This window comes from Amycolatopsis solani (assembly GCF_033441515.1).
In the GTDB taxonomy this organism is placed as follows: Bacteria; Actinomycetota; Actinomycetes; order Mycobacteriales; family Pseudonocardiaceae; genus Amycolatopsis; species Amycolatopsis solani.
Map to the genome: position 1 here is coordinate 1,766,962 of NZ_JAWQJT010000001.1, position 18,373 is coordinate 1,785,334.

General features: G+C 72.4%; 17 protein-coding genes. 10 read left to right on the forward strand and 7 right to left on the reverse strand.

Annotated features, from left to right (window positions below; all coding sequences use genetic code 11):
- The first annotated feature begins 23 nt into the window (after nucleotides 1–23).
- On the forward strand, nucleotides 24–500 hold the full coding sequence (locus SD460_RS08910) for a Dps family protein (protein ID WP_290055780.1): 477 nt from the start codon (nucleotides 24–26) through the stop codon (nucleotides 498–500).
- A 72-nt stretch (nucleotides 501–572) separates the two neighbouring features.
- The gene (gene gad / locus SD460_RS08915; protein ID WP_290055781.1) at nucleotides 573–1,958 is read left to right on the forward strand and encodes a glutamate decarboxylase; all 1,386 of its coding nucleotides are present in this window, start codon (nucleotides 573–575) and stop codon (nucleotides 1,956–1,958) included.
- A gap of 4 nt (nucleotides 1,959–1,962) precedes the next feature.
- Here the strand turns inward: gad and SD460_RS08920 are convergent, their stop codons facing one another.
- Nucleotides 1,963–3,066, reverse strand: a complete 1,104-nt coding sequence (locus tag SD460_RS08920; RefSeq protein WP_318306051.1) for an NADH:flavin oxidoreductase/NADH oxidase — start codon at nucleotides 3,064–3,066, stop codon at nucleotides 1,963–1,965.
- Between the two features lie 604 nt (nucleotides 3,067–3,670).
- On the opposite strand from SD460_RS08920, the gene SD460_RS08925 reads away from it, so the two are divergent.
- Nucleotides 3,671–4,297, forward strand: a complete 627-nt coding sequence (locus SD460_RS08925) for a TIGR03085 family metal-binding protein (protein WP_290062333.1) — start codon at nucleotides 3,671–3,673, stop codon at nucleotides 4,295–4,297.
- On the opposite strand, the gene SD460_RS08930 is transcribed toward SD460_RS08925, so the two are convergent.
- The 5 genes from SD460_RS08930 to SD460_RS08950 are packed head-to-tail and all read right to left on the reverse strand — an operon-like array spanning nucleotide 4,263 to nucleotide 10,269.
- The gene (locus SD460_RS08930) at nucleotides 4,263–4,961 is read right to left on the reverse strand and encodes a hypothetical protein (protein WP_290062332.1); all 699 of its coding nucleotides are present in this window, start codon (nucleotides 4,959–4,961) and stop codon (nucleotides 4,263–4,265) included. The genes SD460_RS08925 and SD460_RS08930 overlap by 35 nt on opposite strands.
- Nucleotides 4,958–6,757, reverse strand: a complete 1,800-nt coding sequence (locus tag SD460_RS08935; RefSeq protein ID WP_290062331.1) for a carbamoyltransferase family protein — start codon at nucleotides 6,755–6,757, stop codon at nucleotides 4,958–4,960. The genes SD460_RS08930 and SD460_RS08935 overlap by 4 nt, the downstream gene beginning before the upstream one ends.
- A 16-nt stretch (nucleotides 6,758–6,773) precedes the next feature.
- On the reverse strand, nucleotides 6,774–8,024 hold the full coding sequence (locus SD460_RS08940) for a hypothetical protein (RefSeq protein ID WP_290062330.1): 1,251 nt from the start codon (nucleotides 8,022–8,024) through the stop codon (nucleotides 6,774–6,776).
- On the reverse strand, nucleotides 8,021–9,262 hold the full coding sequence (locus SD460_RS08945) for an ATP-grasp domain-containing protein (protein WP_318306052.1): 1,242 nt from the start codon (nucleotides 9,260–9,262) through the stop codon (nucleotides 8,021–8,023). Before SD460_RS08945 ends, SD460_RS08940 begins: the two co-directional genes overlap by 4 nt.
- Complete coding sequence (locus SD460_RS08950; protein WP_318306053.1) at nucleotides 9,259–10,269, reverse strand: glycosyltransferase family 2 protein; 1,011 nt, start codon at nucleotides 10,267–10,269, stop codon at nucleotides 9,259–9,261. Before SD460_RS08950 ends, SD460_RS08945 begins: the two co-directional genes overlap by 4 nt.
- 321 nt (nucleotides 10,270–10,590) lie before the next feature.
- Here SD460_RS08950 and SD460_RS08955 point away from each other — a divergent pair, with 321 nt between their 5' ends.
- The 6 genes from SD460_RS08955 to SD460_RS08980 are packed head-to-tail and all read left to right on the forward strand — an operon-like array spanning nucleotide 10,591 to nucleotide 15,632.
- On the forward strand, nucleotides 10,591–11,298 hold the full coding sequence (locus tag SD460_RS08955) for a hypothetical protein (RefSeq protein ID WP_318306550.1): 708 nt from the start codon (nucleotides 10,591–10,593) through the stop codon (nucleotides 11,296–11,298).
- Nucleotides 11,295–12,326: a GNAT family N-acetyltransferase gene (locus SD460_RS08960; protein ID WP_290052891.1), complete on the forward strand. Its 1,032-nt coding sequence runs from the start codon at nucleotides 11,295–11,297 to the stop codon at nucleotides 12,324–12,326. The genes SD460_RS08955 and SD460_RS08960 overlap by 4 nt, the downstream gene beginning before the upstream one ends.
- 23 nt (nucleotides 12,327–12,349) lie before the next feature.
- On the forward strand, nucleotides 12,350–13,381 hold the full coding sequence (locus SD460_RS08965) for a hypothetical protein (RefSeq protein ID WP_290053037.1): 1,032 nt from the start codon (nucleotides 12,350–12,352) through the stop codon (nucleotides 13,379–13,381).
- Nucleotides 13,378–14,421, forward strand: a complete 1,044-nt coding sequence (locus SD460_RS08970; protein WP_290052893.1) for a GNAT family N-acetyltransferase — start codon at nucleotides 13,378–13,380, stop codon at nucleotides 14,419–14,421. The genes SD460_RS08965 and SD460_RS08970 overlap by 4 nt, the downstream gene beginning before the upstream one ends.
- Nucleotides 14,418–15,437: a GNAT family N-acetyltransferase gene (locus SD460_RS08975; RefSeq protein ID WP_438860835.1), complete on the forward strand. Its 1,020-nt coding sequence runs from the start codon at nucleotides 14,418–14,420 to the stop codon at nucleotides 15,435–15,437. Before SD460_RS08970 ends, SD460_RS08975 begins: the two co-directional genes overlap by 4 nt.
- 9 nt (nucleotides 15,438–15,446) lie before the next feature.
- Nucleotides 15,447–15,632, forward strand: coding sequence for a tautomerase family protein (locus SD460_RS08980; RefSeq protein ID WP_086859558.1), 186 nt, complete (start codon nucleotides 15,447–15,449; stop codon nucleotides 15,630–15,632).
- A gap of 85 nt (nucleotides 15,633–15,717) precedes the next feature.
- Here SD460_RS08980 and SD460_RS08985 read toward each other — a convergent pair whose 3' ends face one another.
- Nucleotides 15,718–17,568, reverse strand: coding sequence for a prolyl oligopeptidase family serine peptidase (locus tag SD460_RS08985; RefSeq protein ID WP_290052900.1), 1,851 nt, complete (start codon nucleotides 17,566–17,568; stop codon nucleotides 15,718–15,720).
- Nucleotides 17,569–17,607: 39 nt separating this feature from the next.
- Here SD460_RS08985 and SD460_RS08990 point away from each other — a divergent pair, with 39 nt between their 5' ends.
- Nucleotides 17,608–18,372: a methyltransferase domain-containing protein gene (locus tag SD460_RS08990; RefSeq protein WP_290052902.1), complete on the forward strand. Its 765-nt coding sequence runs from the start codon at nucleotides 17,608–17,610 to the stop codon at nucleotides 18,370–18,372.
- Nucleotide 18,373 lies beyond the last annotated feature (1 nt).

Genomic DNA, 18,373 nt, shown 5'->3' on the forward strand with positions numbered 1-18,373 from the left:
GTCAGAGGAAAGGATCACGTCAGATGAGCAAGTCTCCGATCAAGAGCCCGCTTTCCGAGGCCGACAAGGAGATCACCGGCAACGCCCTGCAGGCGACGCTGGTCGACCTGGTCGACCTCTCCCTGATCGCGAAGCAGGCGCACTGGAACGTCGTCGGCGCGAACTTCCGCAGCGCGCACCTCCAGCTCGACGAGCTGGTGGCCACCGCGCGCCAGTACGTCGACGAGGTCGCCGAGCGCGCCAACGCCATCGGCATTTCGCCGAACGGCAAGGCGAAGACCGTCGTCGAGAGCTCGGGTGCGCCGGACTACCCGGACAACTGGCAGTCGGTCGAGTCCACGGTCGCCGCGATCGTCGACATCCTCGCGACGCTGATCGAGCGCCTGCGCGCCCGCATCGACGAGACCGACAAGAGCGACCTCGTGACGCAGGACCTGCTGATCGAGATCACCCGCGCGCTCGAAGAGGCGCACTGGATGTGGCAGGCGCAGCAAGCCTGATTTTCGCCACGAAAGGGCCGTTCCGTACGGAGCGGCCCTTTTTCGTCGGTGGGGGCCGGTACTTTCGGTGGCATGGCCTTGCACCAGGGGAAAGCCGATCGCGACCGCACGGCCGGGACGAACCCGCTCTACGCGGGGGCGAACCCGGCGCTGGCGGCGGCTTTCGTGATGCCGCACGACAAGCTGCGCGACGACTCGCTGCCGCCGGACACCGCGCTGCAACTGGTGCGCGACGAGCTGATGCTCGACGGCAACGCGCGGCTCAACCTCGCCACGTTCGTCACGACGTGGATGGAGCCGCAGGCGCGCGAGCTGATGGCCGAGTGCGTCGACAAGAACATGATCGACAAGGACGAGTACCCGCAGACGGCCGAGCTGGAGCGGCGCTGCGTGAACATCCTCGCCGACCTGTGGCACGCCCCCGACCCCACGGACATCATGGGCTGCTCGACGACCGGTTCGTCGGAAGCGTGCATGCTCGCCGGGATGGCGTTGAAGCGGCGCTGGTCGAAGCTCGGGCGCACCGGGAAGCCGAACCTGGTGATGGGCGTCAACGTCCAGGTCTGCTGGGAGAAGTTCTGCGAGTACTGGGAAGTCGAGCCGCGGCTGGTACCGATGGACGGCGACCGGTACCACCTCTCCGCCGAAGAAGCGGTCGCGCGCTGCGACGAGAACACGATCGGCGTGGTGGCCATCCTCGGCTCGACGTTCGACGGCAGCTACGAGCCGGTCGCGGAGATCGCCGCGGCGCTGGACGCGCTGCAGGAGCGGACGGGCTGGGACATCCCGATGCACGTCGACGGCGCTTCGGGCGCGATGATCGCGCCGTTCCTCGACCCCGAGCTGGAGTGGGACTTCCGGCTGCCGCGGGTGGCGTCGATCAACACGTCCGGCCACAAGTACGGGCTCGTGTACCCGGGCGTCGGCTGGGTGATCTGGCGCGACCGGGCCGCGCTGCCGTCGGAGCTGGTGTTCAACGTCAACTACCTCGGCGGCGACATGCCGACGTTCGCGCTGAACTTCTCGCGCCCGGGCGCCGAAGTCGCGGCGCAGTACTACACGTTCGTCCGGCTCGGCCGGGACGGCTTCCGCGCGGTCCAGCAGGCCTCGCGGGACGTCGCGACGCACCTGTCGTCGAGGATCGCGGAGCTCGGACCCTTCTCGTTGCTGACGAAGGGCGACCAGCTGCCGGTGTTCGCGTTCACGACCCGCCCGGACGTGGGGTTCGACGTCTTCGACGTGTCACGCCGCCTGCGCGAGCGGGGCTGGCTCGTGCCCGCGTACACGTTCCCGGAGAACCGGACGGACCTGGCGGTGCTGCGGATCGTCGTCCGCAACGGCTTCACGCACGACCTCGCGGACCTGCTGCTGGCGGACCTGGAGCGGGTGCTGCCGGAGCTGGCGGAGGAAGGCGGCCGCCCGCACGACCCAGCGAAGGCGACCGCTTTCCACCACTAGTGCGCTAGTGCCACGACTTGGCTCGGGCGTACTGGTTCGGCCAGCGCACTTCGGCGCCGAGTGCGTTCGCCGCGCGCAGCGGCCAGTGCGGGTCGCGCAGCAGCGCGCGGGCGAGGAAGACGGCGTCCGCTTCGCCACCGGCGACGATGTCCTCGGCCTGCTGCGGGTTGGTGATCATGCCGACCGCGCCGGTCGGGAGTCCGGCCTCGGTCCGGATCCGCTCGGCGAACGGCACCTGGTAGCCGGGGCCGACGGGGATGTCCGGGTGCGGGGTGTTGCCGCCGGACGAGGTGTCGATGAGGTCGATCCCGCGCTCGGCCAGCAACTTCGCGAGCCGGACGGACTCGTCGACGGTCCACCCGCCGTCGGTCCAGTCGGTCGCGGAGAGCCGGGCGAACAGGGGAAGCGGGGTCGTCGCCCGCACCGCGTCGGCGATCTCCAGCGCCAGCCGGGTGCGGCCCTCGAAGTCGCCGCCGTAGCGGTCGGTGCGGGAGTTGGACAGCGGCGACAGGAACTGGTGCACGAGGTAGCCGTGCGCGAAGTGCAGCTCGAGCACGTCGAAGCCGACGTCCTGCGCTTTCTCGGCGGCGGTGGCGAAGGCTTGGGGGAGCGCGCTGACTTCGTCGGTGGTCAGCGTGCGCGGGGTGGCGTACTCGCCGAACGCGGTCGCGGACGGTCCGACGCTCTCCCAGCCGCCGTCCTCGGGCGGAACGCTGCCGGTCCCCTCCCACGGCCGCCGCGTCGACGCCTTGCGGCCGGCGTGGGCGAGCTGCATCCCGATGGCGGTGCCCTGACCGTGCACGAACCCGACGATCCGCCGCCACGCTTCGGCTTGGGCGTCGGTCCAGATGCCGGTGTCCTGCGGACTGATCCGGCCTTCAGAAGTGACGGCGGTGGCCTCGGTCATGACGAGCCCCGCCCCACCGGCGGCGAACTGACCGAGGTGGACGAGGTGCCAGTCGTTCGGCACGCCATCGCTGGCGGAGTACTGGCACATCGGCGACACCCAGGCACGGTTCGGCAGAGTAAGGCCACGGACGGTGATCGGGCTGAAGAGTCGGCTCACATCTGGATCAACGACCCGGGCCCGCACTCTCTTCCCGCGCACCCTCTGCCCGCCGCTCGCTTCGGCTTGGTCTGGCTCCGCCTTGCCCTGGTTTGGCCCTGTTCGCCGCGGTTCGCCCGCTGGTGAAGGTCGCGAATGACTCATTCGGGACCTGGGACGTCCCGAATGAGTCATTCGCGACACCGCTCGGCCTACTTGCGCCGCTCGGCCCGCCTCGCCCGGCCCCGCCCGTCCGCTCCGCGGGCCCACCCGCTCCGCGGGCCCACCCGCCCCGCGGGCCCCACCCGCCCCGCGCCGCCCGGCCCGCCTGCGCCGCCCGGCCCGCCTCGCCCGTCCGCACCACCCGCCCGCTCCGCTGGCCCCACCCGCCCCGCGCCACCCCGGCCAGCGCGCCGGTCCCCGCCTCGCCGCACCCACCTGGCTCCGCCGGTCCAGCCCGCGCCAGCGGGCCCCGGTTCGCCAGCTGGTGAAGGTCGCCAATGACTCATTCGGGACCTGGGAGGTCCCGAATGAGTCATTCGCGACACCGCCCGGCCCGCCCGCGCCGCCCGGCCCGCGCCGCGCCGCGCCGCCTGGCCCCGGCTCGGGACGTGCTTGGCGTCTCTTCCCGTCGCCAGGGCCTCTACCGGCGAGTAACGTCGACCACATGGGTGTCGCTGCTGACGAACGCCAGGCCTTGAGCTCCCTCCTCGCCGAACTCGGGCCCAACGCGCCCACGTTGTGCGAGGGGTGGACCACCCGTGACCTCGCCGCGCACCTCGTCGTGCGCGAGCACCGTCCCGACGCCGCGCCCGGGATCGTCATCCCGGCTCTCGCCGGGCACACCCAGAAAGTCCAGGACCGCTACGCCGCCAAGCCGTGGGCGGAGCTGGTCGGGCAGGTCAAAAGCGGCCCGTCCAAGTTCTGGCCGACCTCGATCGGTCCGCTCGACGAGCTGACCAACACCGCCGAGTTCCTCGTCCACCACGAGGACGTCCGGCGCGCGCAGCCCGGCTGGGAACCCCGGCCCGCCGACGGCACGCGGGACGCCGCCGCCTGGAAGTCGGCGAAACAGGCCGCCAAGCTCAACCTTCGCAAGGCGCCCGTCGGTGTCACACTGCGGACGAAAGACGGCCGCGAAGCCGCCGTCAAGACCGGGCCCGATCCCGTCACCGTCGTCGGCGAACCGATCGATCTGCTGCTGTTCGTGTTCGGCCGCGACGCCACGCACCTCGACTTCGAGGGCGACGCGGCCGCCGTCACGAAGCTGCAGGCCGTGAACCGTGGACTCTGACTGACACCCAGCGCCCCACCGGCAGCGCGACCACGATCGCAGCCAGCACCAGGTGCACGGCCATGAACGCGACCGCGGCCGGCACGCTCGGCGGGCCGCCGAGGAACACGATCATGTGCGACGCCCACTTCAGCTCGGTCGGCTTCGAACCCGCCGCCCAGACGTCGTTGAGCGCCCAGAACGTCAGGTCGTTCGCGCCGGAAATCACCACCAGGATCGACGCGATCCCGACCTTGAGCACGTTCGCCGTCCGCGCGCCGCCGAGGCGGTAGGCCAGCAGCGCGAACAGCACGATGAACGTCGTCACGAACAGCTCGAACTGGTACACCGGCTGGAAGGCGTCGTCCGAAGACGACGACCGCGCGAACTCCTGCACCCGCATCACCAGCTCGGTGTCCAAATAGGACATGTAGACGAACACGGCGAACACGATCAACGCCGGCCCGTACCGCCCGCGCGGGAACAGCGAGACCGTCAGCACCGCGAAGACGAACGGGCACAGCTTGAACGCCCAGTCGCCGACGTTGTCCAGCGTCTGGTCCGGCGGCAGCACCACCATGATCAGCAGCGCGGTGACCACCGCCGGGACGGCGGCCACCAGCCACAGCCACTGCCGCCGCCGGTACAGGGCGGCGAGCGGGCCGGGCGATTCCAAGAGCGTCACAGTTCCTTCTCCACCCAGAACGGTCCGAGGGCCAGCGCGTCGACGTCGGTCTTCAGGTAGCACGCGATCGCGTCGGCCGGGCTGGCCACGATCGGCTCGTTGTTGTCGTTGAACGAGGTGTTGACGACCATCGGCACCCCGGTCAGCTTCTCGAACTCGCTGATCATCCGGTAGTACAGCGGGTTGTCGGTACGGCTCACAGTCTGCACCCGCGCGGTGCCGTCGACGTGCGTGATCGCCGGGACCTCGGCGCGCTTGTCCGGCAGGACGTCGAACACCAGCAGCATCACCGGTGACGGGTAGTCGCTGACGAAGTACTCGCCCGCGCGCTCTTCCAGGCACGAAGGCGCGAACGGCCGGAACGCCTCGCGGTGCTTCACCTTCTCGTTCATCCGCGTCTTCGACTCCGGGTCGCGCGGGTCGGCGACGAGCGACCGGTTGCCCAGCGCCCGCGGGCCGCACTCCATCCGGCCCTGCACCCAGCCGACGATCTTGCCCTCGGCCACCTTCGCCGCCGTGTGCGCGGCGATGTCGCCGACGCGCTCGTACTCGACGCCGGCGTCCTGCAGCGCCAGCTCCATCTCGGCCTCGGTGTAGTCCGGGCCGGTGTAGGTGTAGCCGTCGCGCGGGCGCGGCTTGCCGTACTTCGACACCGAGACGTCGAGCGCCGCGCCGAGCGCGCAGCCGTCGTCGGCCGCCGCGGGCTGGGCGAAGAAGTCCTCGAACGGCGTTTCCAGCAGGATCCGCCCGTTCATGACGCTGTTCAACGCGACCCCGCCGGCCACGCACAGCCGCTTCGAGCCCGTCTCGCGCTGGAGCCACCGCGCCAGGTGCAGGCCGGCTTCTTCGAGCGTCACCTGCAGCGCGTACGCGATGTCGCAGTAGTGCTGGGGAACGGGGTTCGCCGCCGTGACGCGGGTTTTCGGCCGCGCGGGACCGAAGGTGTCGGTGAACTTCCGGGACATCACGTGCTTGCCGGTGCGGTGGTGGCCGAACCAGGACAGGTCCAGCTCGAACCCGCCGTCGTCGCCGAGGTGGATCAGCTGCTTGAACGCGTCGACGTAGGTGTCTTCGCCCAGCGGCGCGAGGCCCATGATCTTGCCTTCGTCGCGGGTCGGGTAGAAGCCGAGGTAACCGGTGACGCCGGCGTACATCGCGCCCAGCGAGTGCGGGAACTTGATCCGCCGCAGGTCCACGATCCGGTTGCCGCGGCCGTGCGCGAGGTAGGTCGCCGTGCCGTCGCTGCCGATGCCGTCGAAGGTGAGCACCGCCGACTCGTCCCACGGCGAGATGAAGTACCCGCTGGCCGCGTGCGCGCGGTGGTGGTCGACGAGGTGCGTCTTGAACTTCGTCGGCCCGGTCCAGCCGACGGCCGCCTTGACGTCGTCGGCCAGCGTGTAGGACCGCTTGATGTGCGCGAGGACCGCGCCGCCGACGTGGTAGTCGTCGTGGCCCTTCCCGCCGCCGGTCCGGAACGTGTCGACCATGCCCGCCGACTTGCCGCCCTCGTCGCCGTTCGCGTTGCGGAAGACGTCGAGCGTGCCGGGGAAGTACCGCGCGAACACCTTGGCCGCGTGGATGCCTTCCTTCCAGCGCTGCCAGTAGTAGGCCACGTGGTCGACGTCCGCGAGGGTGATCCCGGCGCGCTCCAGGCAGAACTTGATGGCCTCGGCGGGAAAGCCGCCGTCGTGCTTCACGCGGGTGAAGCGCTCCTCCTCGGCGAACGCGACGATCTCGCCGTCGCGCACGAGTGCCGCCGCCGAGTCGTGCACCCGGCTGATGCCCAGTACGTACATGATTCCTCCCAGTGGTTCAGTGCCGGCGGACCAGGCGCCGCAGCACGGCCGCCTTCACCGCGAGCGCGAGGACGAGCGCGGCGAACCCGCCGACCGGTCCGAGGACGGGGACGAGCAGCACCGCGCCCACGGCGGTGGCGACGAGCGAAACGACGGCGGTGCCGGACGTCAGCGTCAGCACCTTGCTGTTGGTGTTTTCGATCAGGAAGCCCGCGTACAGCCCGGTCGCGTACAGCGCCGTCTCGACGAGCACGAGCACCCCGAGGACGACGTAGGCGTCTTCCGCCGCGAGGAAAGCGCGGGTCCCGGGGATGGCGAGACCCGCGCCGAGCAGGAGGACCACGGCGATCCCGGCGCGTTCGACCAGCCGCAGCAGCGCGCCCGCCCGCGCCCGCCCGGCCGCCGCGCCCGTACCGCGCATCCGCCGCGACGCCGCCGGCTGGTGCAGCTTGAGCTGGTAGTACAGCAGCGAGCAGAACGCGCTCGACACCAGCAGCGCCAGGTAGAACGGGCCGCTGTCGGTGGTCCGGCCGGACAGCGCGAGCACCGCGAACACGACCGACGTCGAGATGACGTCGAGCAGCTCGGTCAGGCCGAGCAGGACCGTGCTCCGGCCGAACGCGGGCAGCAGCCGGTGCCCCGGTACCCCGCCGCCGCGCAGCCACGGCCGGGGCAGCAGGGCGACCGACGTACCGAGGATGACGAGGAGCCCGCCCAGCAGCACCGCCAAGTGCGTCTCCGGTGGCCAGCGCACCGCCCACGTCACACACGTCACGACGCCGACCACGACCGAGCCGGCGGCGAACGCCAGTGCGTCCAAAGTGGACTTCTCGCGCAACCGGTGCAGGCCGGACACCGTCATCAGCAGCCCGCCGGAGATCGACCAGGCCGCCGCCGTCAGGTACAGCGCCGCGTCCGACCGCGGTGCCACCACCAGCGCGGCGGCCGTCGCGGCCAGCACCGCCAGCACCGGCACCGCGGCGAGCCGGACCGCGAGCGCCGCGACGGCGTCCCGGGTCCGGTGCAGCCGCGGCAGGCTCTTCAGCGCGGACTTCTCCGCGGCGGCCGGCACGAAGTTGAGCCAGGTCATCAGGCCGAGCGCGTTCGCGAAGCGCCCGTAGTCGCGGGCGCCCCACGCCGTGATCAGGACCAGCCCCATCACCTGCACCGACAGCCGGAACACGCCCCGGCCGGCGAGCAGGCGCAGCACCACCGCGGGCCGTGGCGGCGCCACGACCGGTGCGGCGGCGACCGAAGGCCCCGTCACGGCAGGGGTACCGCCATGTCCTGGTCGTGCAGCAGGAACTTCAGCGTGCCGCGCACGGCGTTCTCCGCGCTGAGCAGCTCCGGCACCGAGTCCGCGGTGAGCACCACGTACCCGAGCTTGTGCCCCGCCTGCTCGTAGGGCCGGACGAACGAACCCTCGTCGGCGAACAGGTGCAGGCCCACCAGCCCGGGCAGCGCGCGCACGTCGGCCACACCGTCCACCCGGGACAGGTGCCCGCCGCGGTCGGACGCCAGGATGTGCACCAGCGTCGGCTTCGGCTCGTGCAGGTCCAGCCGCACCTCGTCGCCGGTGGCGGCGGCGATCCCGGCCGCGATCAGGTCGGCGCCGTGGCAGTGCGCGATCGCTTCCGCCAGCCCGTTGCCGCCCATCCGGGCGCCCATCTCGATGAGGTAGAGCCGCCCGTCGCGGCCGAGCACGGCGTCGAGCGTCAGCGGTCCGGTCCGGTAGCCGAGCTCGGTGCAGATCTGGTCGAGGGCTTCGATCAGGCTGAGCTCGACGTCGGCGGGCAGCTCGGCGGGCAGCAGGTGCGACGACGTCACGAAGAACGGCGGCGGCGTGAGCACCCGCTCGGTCACGGCGTGGAAGACGATCCGGCCGTCGACGACGAGCGCCTCGATGGTGAAGTGCGAGCCGTCCAGGTGCTCCTCCACGACCAGGCGGCCGGACGGCGAGAACGCCAGCGACTCGGTGAACGCCGTGGTCAGCCGGCCCGGTCCCGCGCACGAGACGACCCCGCGGCTGCCCGAGGAGTCGACCGGCTTGACCAGCGCCGGGAAGCGCAGCTGCTGGGCGGCGTGGACGAGCTCCGGGCCGGGACGGCCGTCGACGCTGCGGTAGCTCGGCAGGCCCAGGTGATCGCACAGCGCGCGGAACACCGCCTTGTCCGTCGACGCCTCCACCGCGTACCGCGGCAGGGGATCGGGCAGGCCCCAGTGGCGGGTCAGCCACGCCAGCGCCGGCAGGCCGACGTCGCTGGCCGGGCAGAGCACGCCCGCGAGGTCGCGGCGGCCCTCCAGTGCCGCCGCGATCTGCTCCGGTGCCCGCACGCTGACCTGCAGGAACTCGTCCGCGTACGCCACCGCGGGCGCGGTGGGCCGGACGTCGACGCAGAGCGTGCGGAACCCCAGCTCCCGCGCCCGCTCGTAGGTGCTGACCGAACCGTCCGCGCCCCCCAGGATCACCAGGGTTCTCGCGGGGTCCTTCTTCGAACTGGTCACGCCGAAACGCCTTTCCCCAGGTGCACATCGATGAGCCGGGGACCCGCCGGGTCCGCCGGGGTGAAGAGCCGGTCCTCGGCGTCGACGACGACGTTCGCTTCCCGGACGTAGAACTGCCGTGGCCGCGGCTGGCCCGCGCCGACCACGACGAGGTAGCGCACGGTCAGCGACGCCACCAGCAGCAGCACCGCGAGCAACGCGAACAGCAGCGTGGCGGTGACCCCGGCGCCGAGCAGGCCGAACGCCGCCGCGCCGCCGGCGAGCACCGCGATCCCCGCGGCCAGCAGGGCCGTCGCGGACGCCGCCGTCGTGAGCCGCCGGGTGAACCCGACGAAGAGTTCGATGGCGTGCGAAGCCAGGAACCCGAAGCCCACTTTGGACTCGCCGCGTTCGCGCGCCCGGTGTGCGACCTGGACGCAGGTGTACCGGCTGGTCAGCCGGGGCACGGTGGCGAGGAAGTACGGCGTGCCCAGCCGCAGGTCGACGATCTTGCGGGCCAGTTCCGCGCGGACCAGCCGGAACGCCGTGGCGCCCGGCGGGATCTCGATGCGCAGCACGCGCCGGCCGAGGAAGTGGAACGCGGCGGTGCCCCACCGCCGCAGCCGCGGGTCCTGGCGGTTGGTGCGGACGCCGAACACCGCGTCGTTGCCCAGCTCGGCCGCCGCGACGAGCTTCTCCGCCTCGGCGGCGGGGAACTGCTGGTCGGCGTCGACGTGCAGGACCCACGGCAGCGACGCGTAGCGGTAGCCGGCCGAGAAAGCGGCTTCGAAGCCGAAGTTCCGAGAAAAGGACAAATACCGCACGCGCGCGTCCGCGGCCGCGAGCGCGCGGATCTTGTCCAGCGTTCCGTCGGTGCTCCCGTCATCGACGTAAAACAGTTCCAGTGAATAGTGACCTAGTTCGTTGGTTATTTCCCGATAGGACGGTTCGACGTTCTCGACTTCGTTGAAGCACGGAATGACCACGGAGAGTCCACTGTGGGCAGGGCCGGGAAATGGGGTGGTCATCTTCCCTGCTCAGGTGGGTGTGTCGAATTCGTGTCCGCGCGGTCACCGACAGTGCGAATGGTGATCATGAATTCCCCAGGATCCGATAAGACCGCTTGCCGATTGCGGTGTGGCGGGAGTTATAAGCAGACGGATCGGGAAACGGCGACGGTAGTTCTGCGAATTCCACCGTTCAGACCCAGACCAAAGTAGTAACCCATCCGGCATTCGGGGTGACCTGAGGACCAAGTCCTTCCCCGCGGGCCGGTCGGTGGCGCAGACTCCCCGGCCATGTGGAATCTGGGGGCGGGGGTGGCGTGGCGCGCTGCCCACGCGCGGGCGGTGCGCTCGGCGTTCGCGACGGTGCCGTTCTACCGCGAGCGCTGGGCGCTCGACGGCCGGGAGGACCCGGTCGTGGTGCCCGGGCGCACCGGGACGAACGGCGGCGCGGCACCCCTCGCGGAAGCCGTGCGCAAACTCGTCGACCTCGTGCCGCTCGCCGGCGGCGCCCGGCAGCCCGAGCCCGCGCGTGGGCTCGGGCGCGTCCTGCGGACGGCTCGCCGTCCCGGTCCCGGCAGCCTGGTCGTCCTGCTGGGGCCCGACGACCTGCGCCCGCCCGCCGACCTGCCGAAGGGGGTGCGGGGCTGCGTCGCCGATCCGGACGCGCCGAGCGCGGCGGTGCTGCGCGAACTCGCCGCGGTGCTGGGCCGGGGCCACCGCGTGCTCGCGGTCGGCGACGACAAGGCGCTCGCGGCGTTCATCGAAGACCACCGCGTCGAAGCCGTGCCGCACCGCGAGCTCGACTCGCTGGACGCCGGCCCGTACGGCGTGCTGCACGATCCGGTGCTCGGGTACCTCGGCGCGCTGGGCGGCTGCGGGCGGTGGCACCTCGACTGGCCGCACGTCTACGCGCGCCCGACGGCCGCGGGGCTCGCGTTCACGTTGCTGCGCCAGGCTTCCCCGCGGTTCGTGGACGTCGTCCCGGCCGGCGGGGTGCGGGGCGAGATCGCGTTCTGCCCGCGGCACGGCACCCCGGTCGTCCTGACATGAGGTTTTCGGTCCACGACCCCCGCGCCGACCCGGCGCCCGCGGGGTGGGCGGAGTTCTCGCGGGCCGCGCGGCTGCACCCGGTGTGGGACTACGGGGTGATGGGCCTCGAAGCCTGGGGCGCCCGCAACCCGCAGCTGCTGGTCGTCGCGGCCGAGCGGGACGCGCCCGTCGCCGCGGTGTCCGTGCTGGTCTGCCGGCCCCGGCTGGCGCCGCGGTTCGCGCCGCGGCCCGGGAAGCGCTTGCTGCGCCCGTTCTGGGCCGAGGTCTGCCAGCCGTGGCTGAGCGGCTACCCGGGGATCGCGTTCGCGCCGGGTGTCGGCGACCGAGCCGGTTTGGTTCGCGAGTTCGAGCGGGAGCTGGGCCGCCGTCTCGGCCCCGGCCTGCTCGGCGTCGTCCACCGAGCGCTCGGCGAAGACCTCGCGATCGGCCTCGGCGGCCGCGGCCGGCTCGTCAAGCGGGTGGATCCGGTGGCCGTGCTGGAAAACCGGTTCGCGTCCGAAGAGGACTGGATCGCGTCGCTGTCGAAGTCGCGGCGGGCCGGGTTGCGGCGGCAGCGGCGCCGGCTCGCCGAAGACCCTTCGCTGGTGATCCGGGGCGGGGCGGGCCGCACCGACCTCGACGGCGCCGAGCTGGCCGGGCTGATCCAGGCGCACCGCGAGCGGTACGGGCGGCTCGCGCTGGACACCCGCACGATGCCGTCGGCGGGGTTCCTCGACCGGTTCGTCCGGCGGCCGGACGTGCACACCCTGACCTACACCGACACCGGGGGGAAGCTGCTCGCGGTGCAGACGATGCTCGACCACCCGGACACCCCCGTCCTGCAGCACTGGGCCGCGTTGCCGCCGGACGCGGGCGGGAAGAAGTGGCTGTACTTCGACTCGTACGTGCGCGCGGTGCGGTTCACCGCGAAGCGCGGCGCCCGGGAACTGTCGGCGGGGCGCGGCATGATCGACTTGAAGCAGGAGCTGGGGTTCCGGCCCCGGCCGGTCTACACGGCCGCCGTGCCGAGGCCGGTGCTGGGCCGGTGAAGACCGTGACCGCGGTGTCGCAAGTGGACATCCACGACCCCCGCACCGATCCGCCGCCGGACGGCTGGGCCGCGTTCCGCGCCCGGTGCCTACCGCCGGTGTGGGACTACGAGCTGCTGCGGCGCGAGGCGTGGCTGGCGAAGAACCCGCCGGTGCTCGCCGTCGTCCGGCAGGGCTCCTCGGTCGTCGGCGCGTTGTCGGTGATGGTGTGCCGCGGCTGGGGTGCGGGCACCTTCGGGCCGGTCTCCGGTGGCCGGTTCCGGCCGCGCTGGGCCGAGGTCTACCTCCCGTTGCTGAGCGGCTATCCGGCGTGCGTGTTCGACGACGACTTCACCGAGCGGCGCACGGCGATCCGGCAGTTCGAACGGGCCCTGCGCGAGTACGTCGGCCCGGGCCTGCTCGGCGTGGTCTACCGGGCGATGAACCCCGAGCTGGTGCCCGCGCTGGCCGGGCGGGCGCGGATCAGCCGGGAGATCGACCCGGCCGCCGTGCTGGTCAACCGCTATTCCACTGTGGACGAATGGGCGGCGGCGCTCGCCCCGGACGTCCGCCGGTACCTGAACCCGGACGTCGCCACGGAAGCCGCCGCCGGGCGCACCGACCTCGATCCGCACGAGCTGGCCGTGCTGCTCAACGTCCACCGCGCGCGGCAGGACGACCGCGCGTGGGCCGGCGGCCAGCGCTCGCGCGTCGGCGGGCTGCACCTCGACACCCGCAGCCCGATCGCCCCGGCCTACCTCGACGTGCTCGTCCGGCGGCCGGACGTGATCACGCGGACCTACCGCGACGGCGACGGCGGGTTGCTCGGCTTCAACACGATGATCGACCACCCGGACGGCGCGGCGGTGCACCACTGGGCCGCCCTCCCGAGCGCCGAAGGGGGCCGAAAGGGTCTCTATGTCGACTGCTACGCCCGGTGCGTGGCCCACGTGATCGCCGCGGGACGGCCGGAGCTGACCGCCGGGCGCGCGATGCTGCCGGAGAAGGCGTCGCTGGGCTTCGGCACGCGAAGCCTCTTCTCGGTGGCCGTCCCGAGGCCGGTGCTGGGCCGATGACCTGGACCGTCCGGGTGCTCGACCCGCGCACCGACCCTGAACCCGCCGGCTGGGCCGCCTTCCTCGAAGCCCAGCAGGCCCCGCTGACCTGGGACTACGGCCTGTTGTGCACGGAGTCGCGGTGCTCACGCAGCCCTTACCTGCTCACCGTCGTCAGCGACGGCGAAGAGCTCGTCGCCGCCGTGCTCGCGATGGTCTGCCACCCCGGCGGCTCGGCCGCGCCCGGACCGGTCGGCGGCGTCGCGCGGTGGACGCCGCGCTGGCTGGAGGTCCAGCACGCCTGGCTGTCGTGCTACCCGGCGTGGCTGTTCGCCGAAGCGCTCGACGCCGCCGCGCGCCGCGAGATCCTGCGCCGGTTCGAACGCGCCGCCTGCCGGCGCACCGGCCCGGGCTGCCTCGGCGTCGTGTACCGCGCGGCCACCCCGGACACCGCCGGGCTGGTGGCCGGGCGCGGCCGGCTCGTCCGGGACATCCAGCCCGCACTGGTGCTGGAGAACACCTTCGGCGACCTCGACGACTGGCTCGCGTCGTTGAGCCGCAACCGCCGCTCGAGCCTGCGCGGCCAGATCCGCAAGATCGCCGCCGACCCCGGGGTGGTCGTCCGCGAGGGAACCGCGCGCGACGACCTCGATCCCGAAGAGCTGGCGGCGATGCTGCGGGCCCACCGCGAGACCAAGGGCCCGGTGAAGTTCGACCAGCGCGGCCCGGTCACCGCCGAGTACCTCGGCGAGCTCGTCCGCCGCCCCGACGTCGTCACCACGACCTACCACGACGCCGACGGGCGGCTGCTCGCCTTCACCGATCTGCTCGACCACCCGGTGATGCCCCTGCACCAGCACTGGGCCGCGCTGCCACCCGACGGCGGCCGGCCGAAGCACCTCTACTTCGACGTCGTCGTGCGAGGAGTGCGGCACATGATCGAGCACAACCGGAAGTTCCTGTCGCTGGGCCGCGGGGTCACCGACCTCAAGGCGTCGCTGGGGTTCAGCCCGAGCCCGATGACCGGCGTGGTCGTGCCGAGGCCGGTGACGCGGTGGTGATCGACGTGCTCGACCCGCGCCACGACGCGGAACCGGCGTACTGGACCGCGTTGCGCGCGCGGGCCGGCCTGCGCGCGGACTGGAGCTGGGCGGTGCTCGCCACCCAGGCGTGGGCCGCGCGGACGCCGCAACCGGTGACGGTGCTGCGCGAAGGCGCCGAACCGACCGGGGTGGTCAGCGCCGCGTGGGTCACCGGCCGGACGCGGCGGAACCGGTTCGCCGGCCCGGGCCGGGGCCGGTTCGGCGGCCTCGACGTCCGCGGGCCCGGCGCGGGTTCGCAGCCGGGCTGGTGGTTCGCCGACGCGGGTGGCGACGGCGGCGTCACCCGTCTGCTCGAGGCGTACGTCCCGGCCATGCGGGCCGAACTCGGCCGCGGCCTGCGCGGTCTGCTGCTGCGGCAGGTCGGCGAGCCGGGCGTACCCGCCGTCGACGGCCGGTTCCGGCTGGTGCGGCGGACCGAGGACGTCGCGGTGCTCGACGTCGCCGCGTTCGGCTCCCGCGACGACTGGATGAACTCGCTGGCCCGCAAGCGGAAGCAGAACCTGCGCAAGATCTTCCGGACCTTCGACGCCGACCCGTCGGTCGAGGTGCGGTTCGTGCCGGGGAAGGACGCCGACCCGGTCGCCGTCGCCGAGGTGCTGCGGTGCAACGAGCGCAAGCACCACGACGTGCCGATCGTGCCGCTGCCGCACTTCACCGGCTACCTGGCGGCGCTGCTGCGCCAGCCCGACGTCTCGGTGATCGAGTACCGCGACACCCGCACCGGACGGCTGATCGCGCTGGCGACCCTGCTCGACCACCCGGACCTGCCGATCGCCCGGCACTGGGGCGCCCTGCCCCCGGAGGACGGCGGCCGCCCGAACCTGTACTTCCACTTCTACGGCGAGGCGGTGCGCTGGGCGATCGCGAACGGCCGCGCGTCGGTGGTGTTCGGCAAGAAGATGACGGAGATGAAGGCGACCCTCGGCGCGCGGCTCGTCCCGCAGTTCGCGGCGGCCGTCCCGCTGTGGTGTTAGCTTCCCGCCATGCCCATGATCAGCGTTGCCATGTTCCCCGGCCGCACCCCCGCCCAGAAGAGCGCACTGGTCCGCGAGCTGACCGACGCCTTCGTCCGCACCTGCGGCGGCAAGCCCGAAGGCGTCCAGGTGACGCTCGTGGAGATCGGCGCGGACCACTGGGCCACCGGCGGCGTCCTGCACTCCGAACGCTGACGCGCGCACTTTCACGTGAAAGTGCCACTTTCGTACTGAAAGCTCCGCCTGAGGCGTCACTTTCAGTACGAAAGTGGCGGGTGGGTCAGCGCAGGCCGAGGGCGCGCTGGGCGAAGTGGACCTCGATCGACGTCTGCTTGATCGTCTCCGCGATCACCAGCGAGCCGTGGCCCGCGTCGTAGCGGTAGAACTCGTGGAGCAGGTCGCGGCCGGCCAGCCGGTCCAGGTAGTTCTCGATCTGGCGGATCGGGCAGCGCGGGTCGTTGTCGCCGGCCAGCACGAGCACCGGCGCCGTCACGGCGTCGACGTACGTGAGCGGCGAGCACTCCCGGTACACCGCGGGCACGTCCTCCGGCGAGCCGCCGAAGAGCGCGCGGTCGAACGAGCGCAGCTGCTCCATCTCGTCCTCGTACGCGGCGACGTAGTCCGCCACCGGCACCCCGGCGACGCCCGCCGCCCACCGCGACGGCTGCGTGCCGAGCGCGAGCAGGGACAGGTAGCCGCCCCAGGAAGCGCCGTTGACGACGCACTTCGCCGGGTCGCTGAGTCCACTTTGGACCGCCCAGTCGTGCACCGAAGCGACGTCTTCCAGCTCGGTCAGCCCCGGCCGGCCTTCGATGGCGTCGCGCCAGGCCGAGCCGTAGCCCGTCGAGCCCCGGTAGTTGACCTCGACCACGGCGAACCCGGCGTCGAGCCAGGTCGCGCGGTAGGCGGAGAAGCGGTCCTCGTCCGCCGCGTGCGGGCCGCCGTGCAGGGAGAACACCGTGGGCAGCGGGCCCTCGGGCGCGTCCGAAGGCCGCGAGACCAGCGCGTGGATCCGCCCGCCGACGCCTTCGACGAACGCGTCGGTCACCGGCTCCGAACCGGGGGCGCGCTCGCCCGGCGGTTCGAGCAGCACCGCGTCGGTGCCGTCGGTGCTGCGTGACCGTACCGCGGCGGGCTCGGCGGCGCTCGACCACGAGTACTCGACCGTGCCGTCCGGGCGGACGCCCGCCCCGCCGATCCGGCCGGCCGGCGTGTCCACAGAGGACAATTCGGACGTGTCGAGGTCGTAGCGGTACAAGGAACTGCGGCCCTCGTGGAAGTGGACGACCAGCAGCGCACGCGCGTCCGGGTACCAGCCCGCGACGACCTCGCCGGGCAGGTCCAGCTCGAGTTCGGTCTCGGTGTCCTCGCGGACGTCCCAGACGAGCAGCTCCTCGCGGCCCCGCCGTTCGTGCAGGACGAGCAGCCGCTGGTCGCCGGGCAGCGGCGAGAACTCCAGCGCGGACAGGCCCTTGCCCTCGCCGTCCCACTTCTCGGCGACCGTGCCGAAGCCGTCGGTCGCCAGCACCCGCAGCGCGGGGTGCCGCGAATCGCCGTGCTCGGAGTGCGAGATCGCGATGAGGCTCTCGTCGCGGGACAGCGACGCGATGCCGGCGTCGTCCGCGTGGCTGTAGAAGCGGTGCGTCTCGCCGTCGACGCGGGCGAACAGCTCGCTGCCGTCGTCGGTCGAGACGCCGACCGCGACGAGCTTCGCGCCGATCTCGAGCCCGGCCGGGTAGCCGTCGTGGACGTCCGGGACGCCCTTCTCCGGCTTGCTGCCCTCGGTCGCGGCGAACGGCTCCCGCACCCACGAGCCGAACTCGTCGCCGTCGGTGTCGTCGAACCACCAGATCCACTCGCCGTCCGGGGACGGCGTCGCGTGCATGGTGCCGTTGGGCCGGTCGGTGACGCGGCGGTGCTCGCCCGTCGCGCGGTTCCAGGCGTAGACCTCCCAGACGCCACTGGAATTGGAGACGTAGATGTTGGCGTCCGGCGCGTCGCGGGCCCAGTCGGGCGTGGAGATGCGCGGCGCGTGGAAGCGGGCGCGCCAGCGGTTCTCGGCTTCGGCGTCGTCGAACAGCCGGTCCGGGACCACCGCGGGCGGATATTGGTTCGCTGACTGCGTGCTCACCCCTCGATCCTGCCACCTTCTGGCCGTACTGTGTGCGGGGTGCTGGAGGGTTACGCGCCGGGCTACGGGCGAGACGCGGTTTCGATGATGTCCGCGCGCACGGCTGCCGAACGCGCGGCGTTCGCCCAGCCCCTGTTCGCCCCGGGCACGTGGGTGGTCGACCTCGGCTGCGGCCCCGGCTCGATCACCCTGGGCCTGGCGCCGGAGTCCCGCGTCGCGGGGCTGGATCGCGACGCCGGCCAGGTCGAGCTCGCCCGCGCGGCCGCCCGGCGCGCCGGAAGGTCCACAGTGGACTACCTGGTGGCGTCGGCCTACGACCTGCCGTTCGCTTCGGGCAGCGTGGACGTGGCGTTCTCCCACGCGCTGTTCGAACACCTGACGGCTCCGATGGACGCACTGGCGGAACTGCGCCGGGTGCTGCGCCCCGGCGGCAGGCTGGCGCTGTCCACTTCGGACTGGAGCAAGGCACGCCTGCGCCCGAAGACGGCCAACGTCGACGCGGCGCTGCGGGGGCACTACCTGCTGCGCCGCCAGGCGGGCGGCAACCCGTTCGCGGGCCGGGTGATCGCCGAGCAGTGCGCGGCGGCGGGCTTCACGGAGGTCGTGTCGAGAGCCCGCTACCGCTCGGACATGAGTTACCGCGACCTGGCCAAGTACGTGGAGGCCCGGCTGGAAGCGGCGCTCAAGGGGAACGGCCGCGACCGCGACCAGCTGGCCAGCGCGGCCCGCTCGGCGTGGATGTGGACCCGCGGCGGCGACGGCGACTTCAGCCAATGCTGGGTCGAAGTGACGGCGACGCGATAAC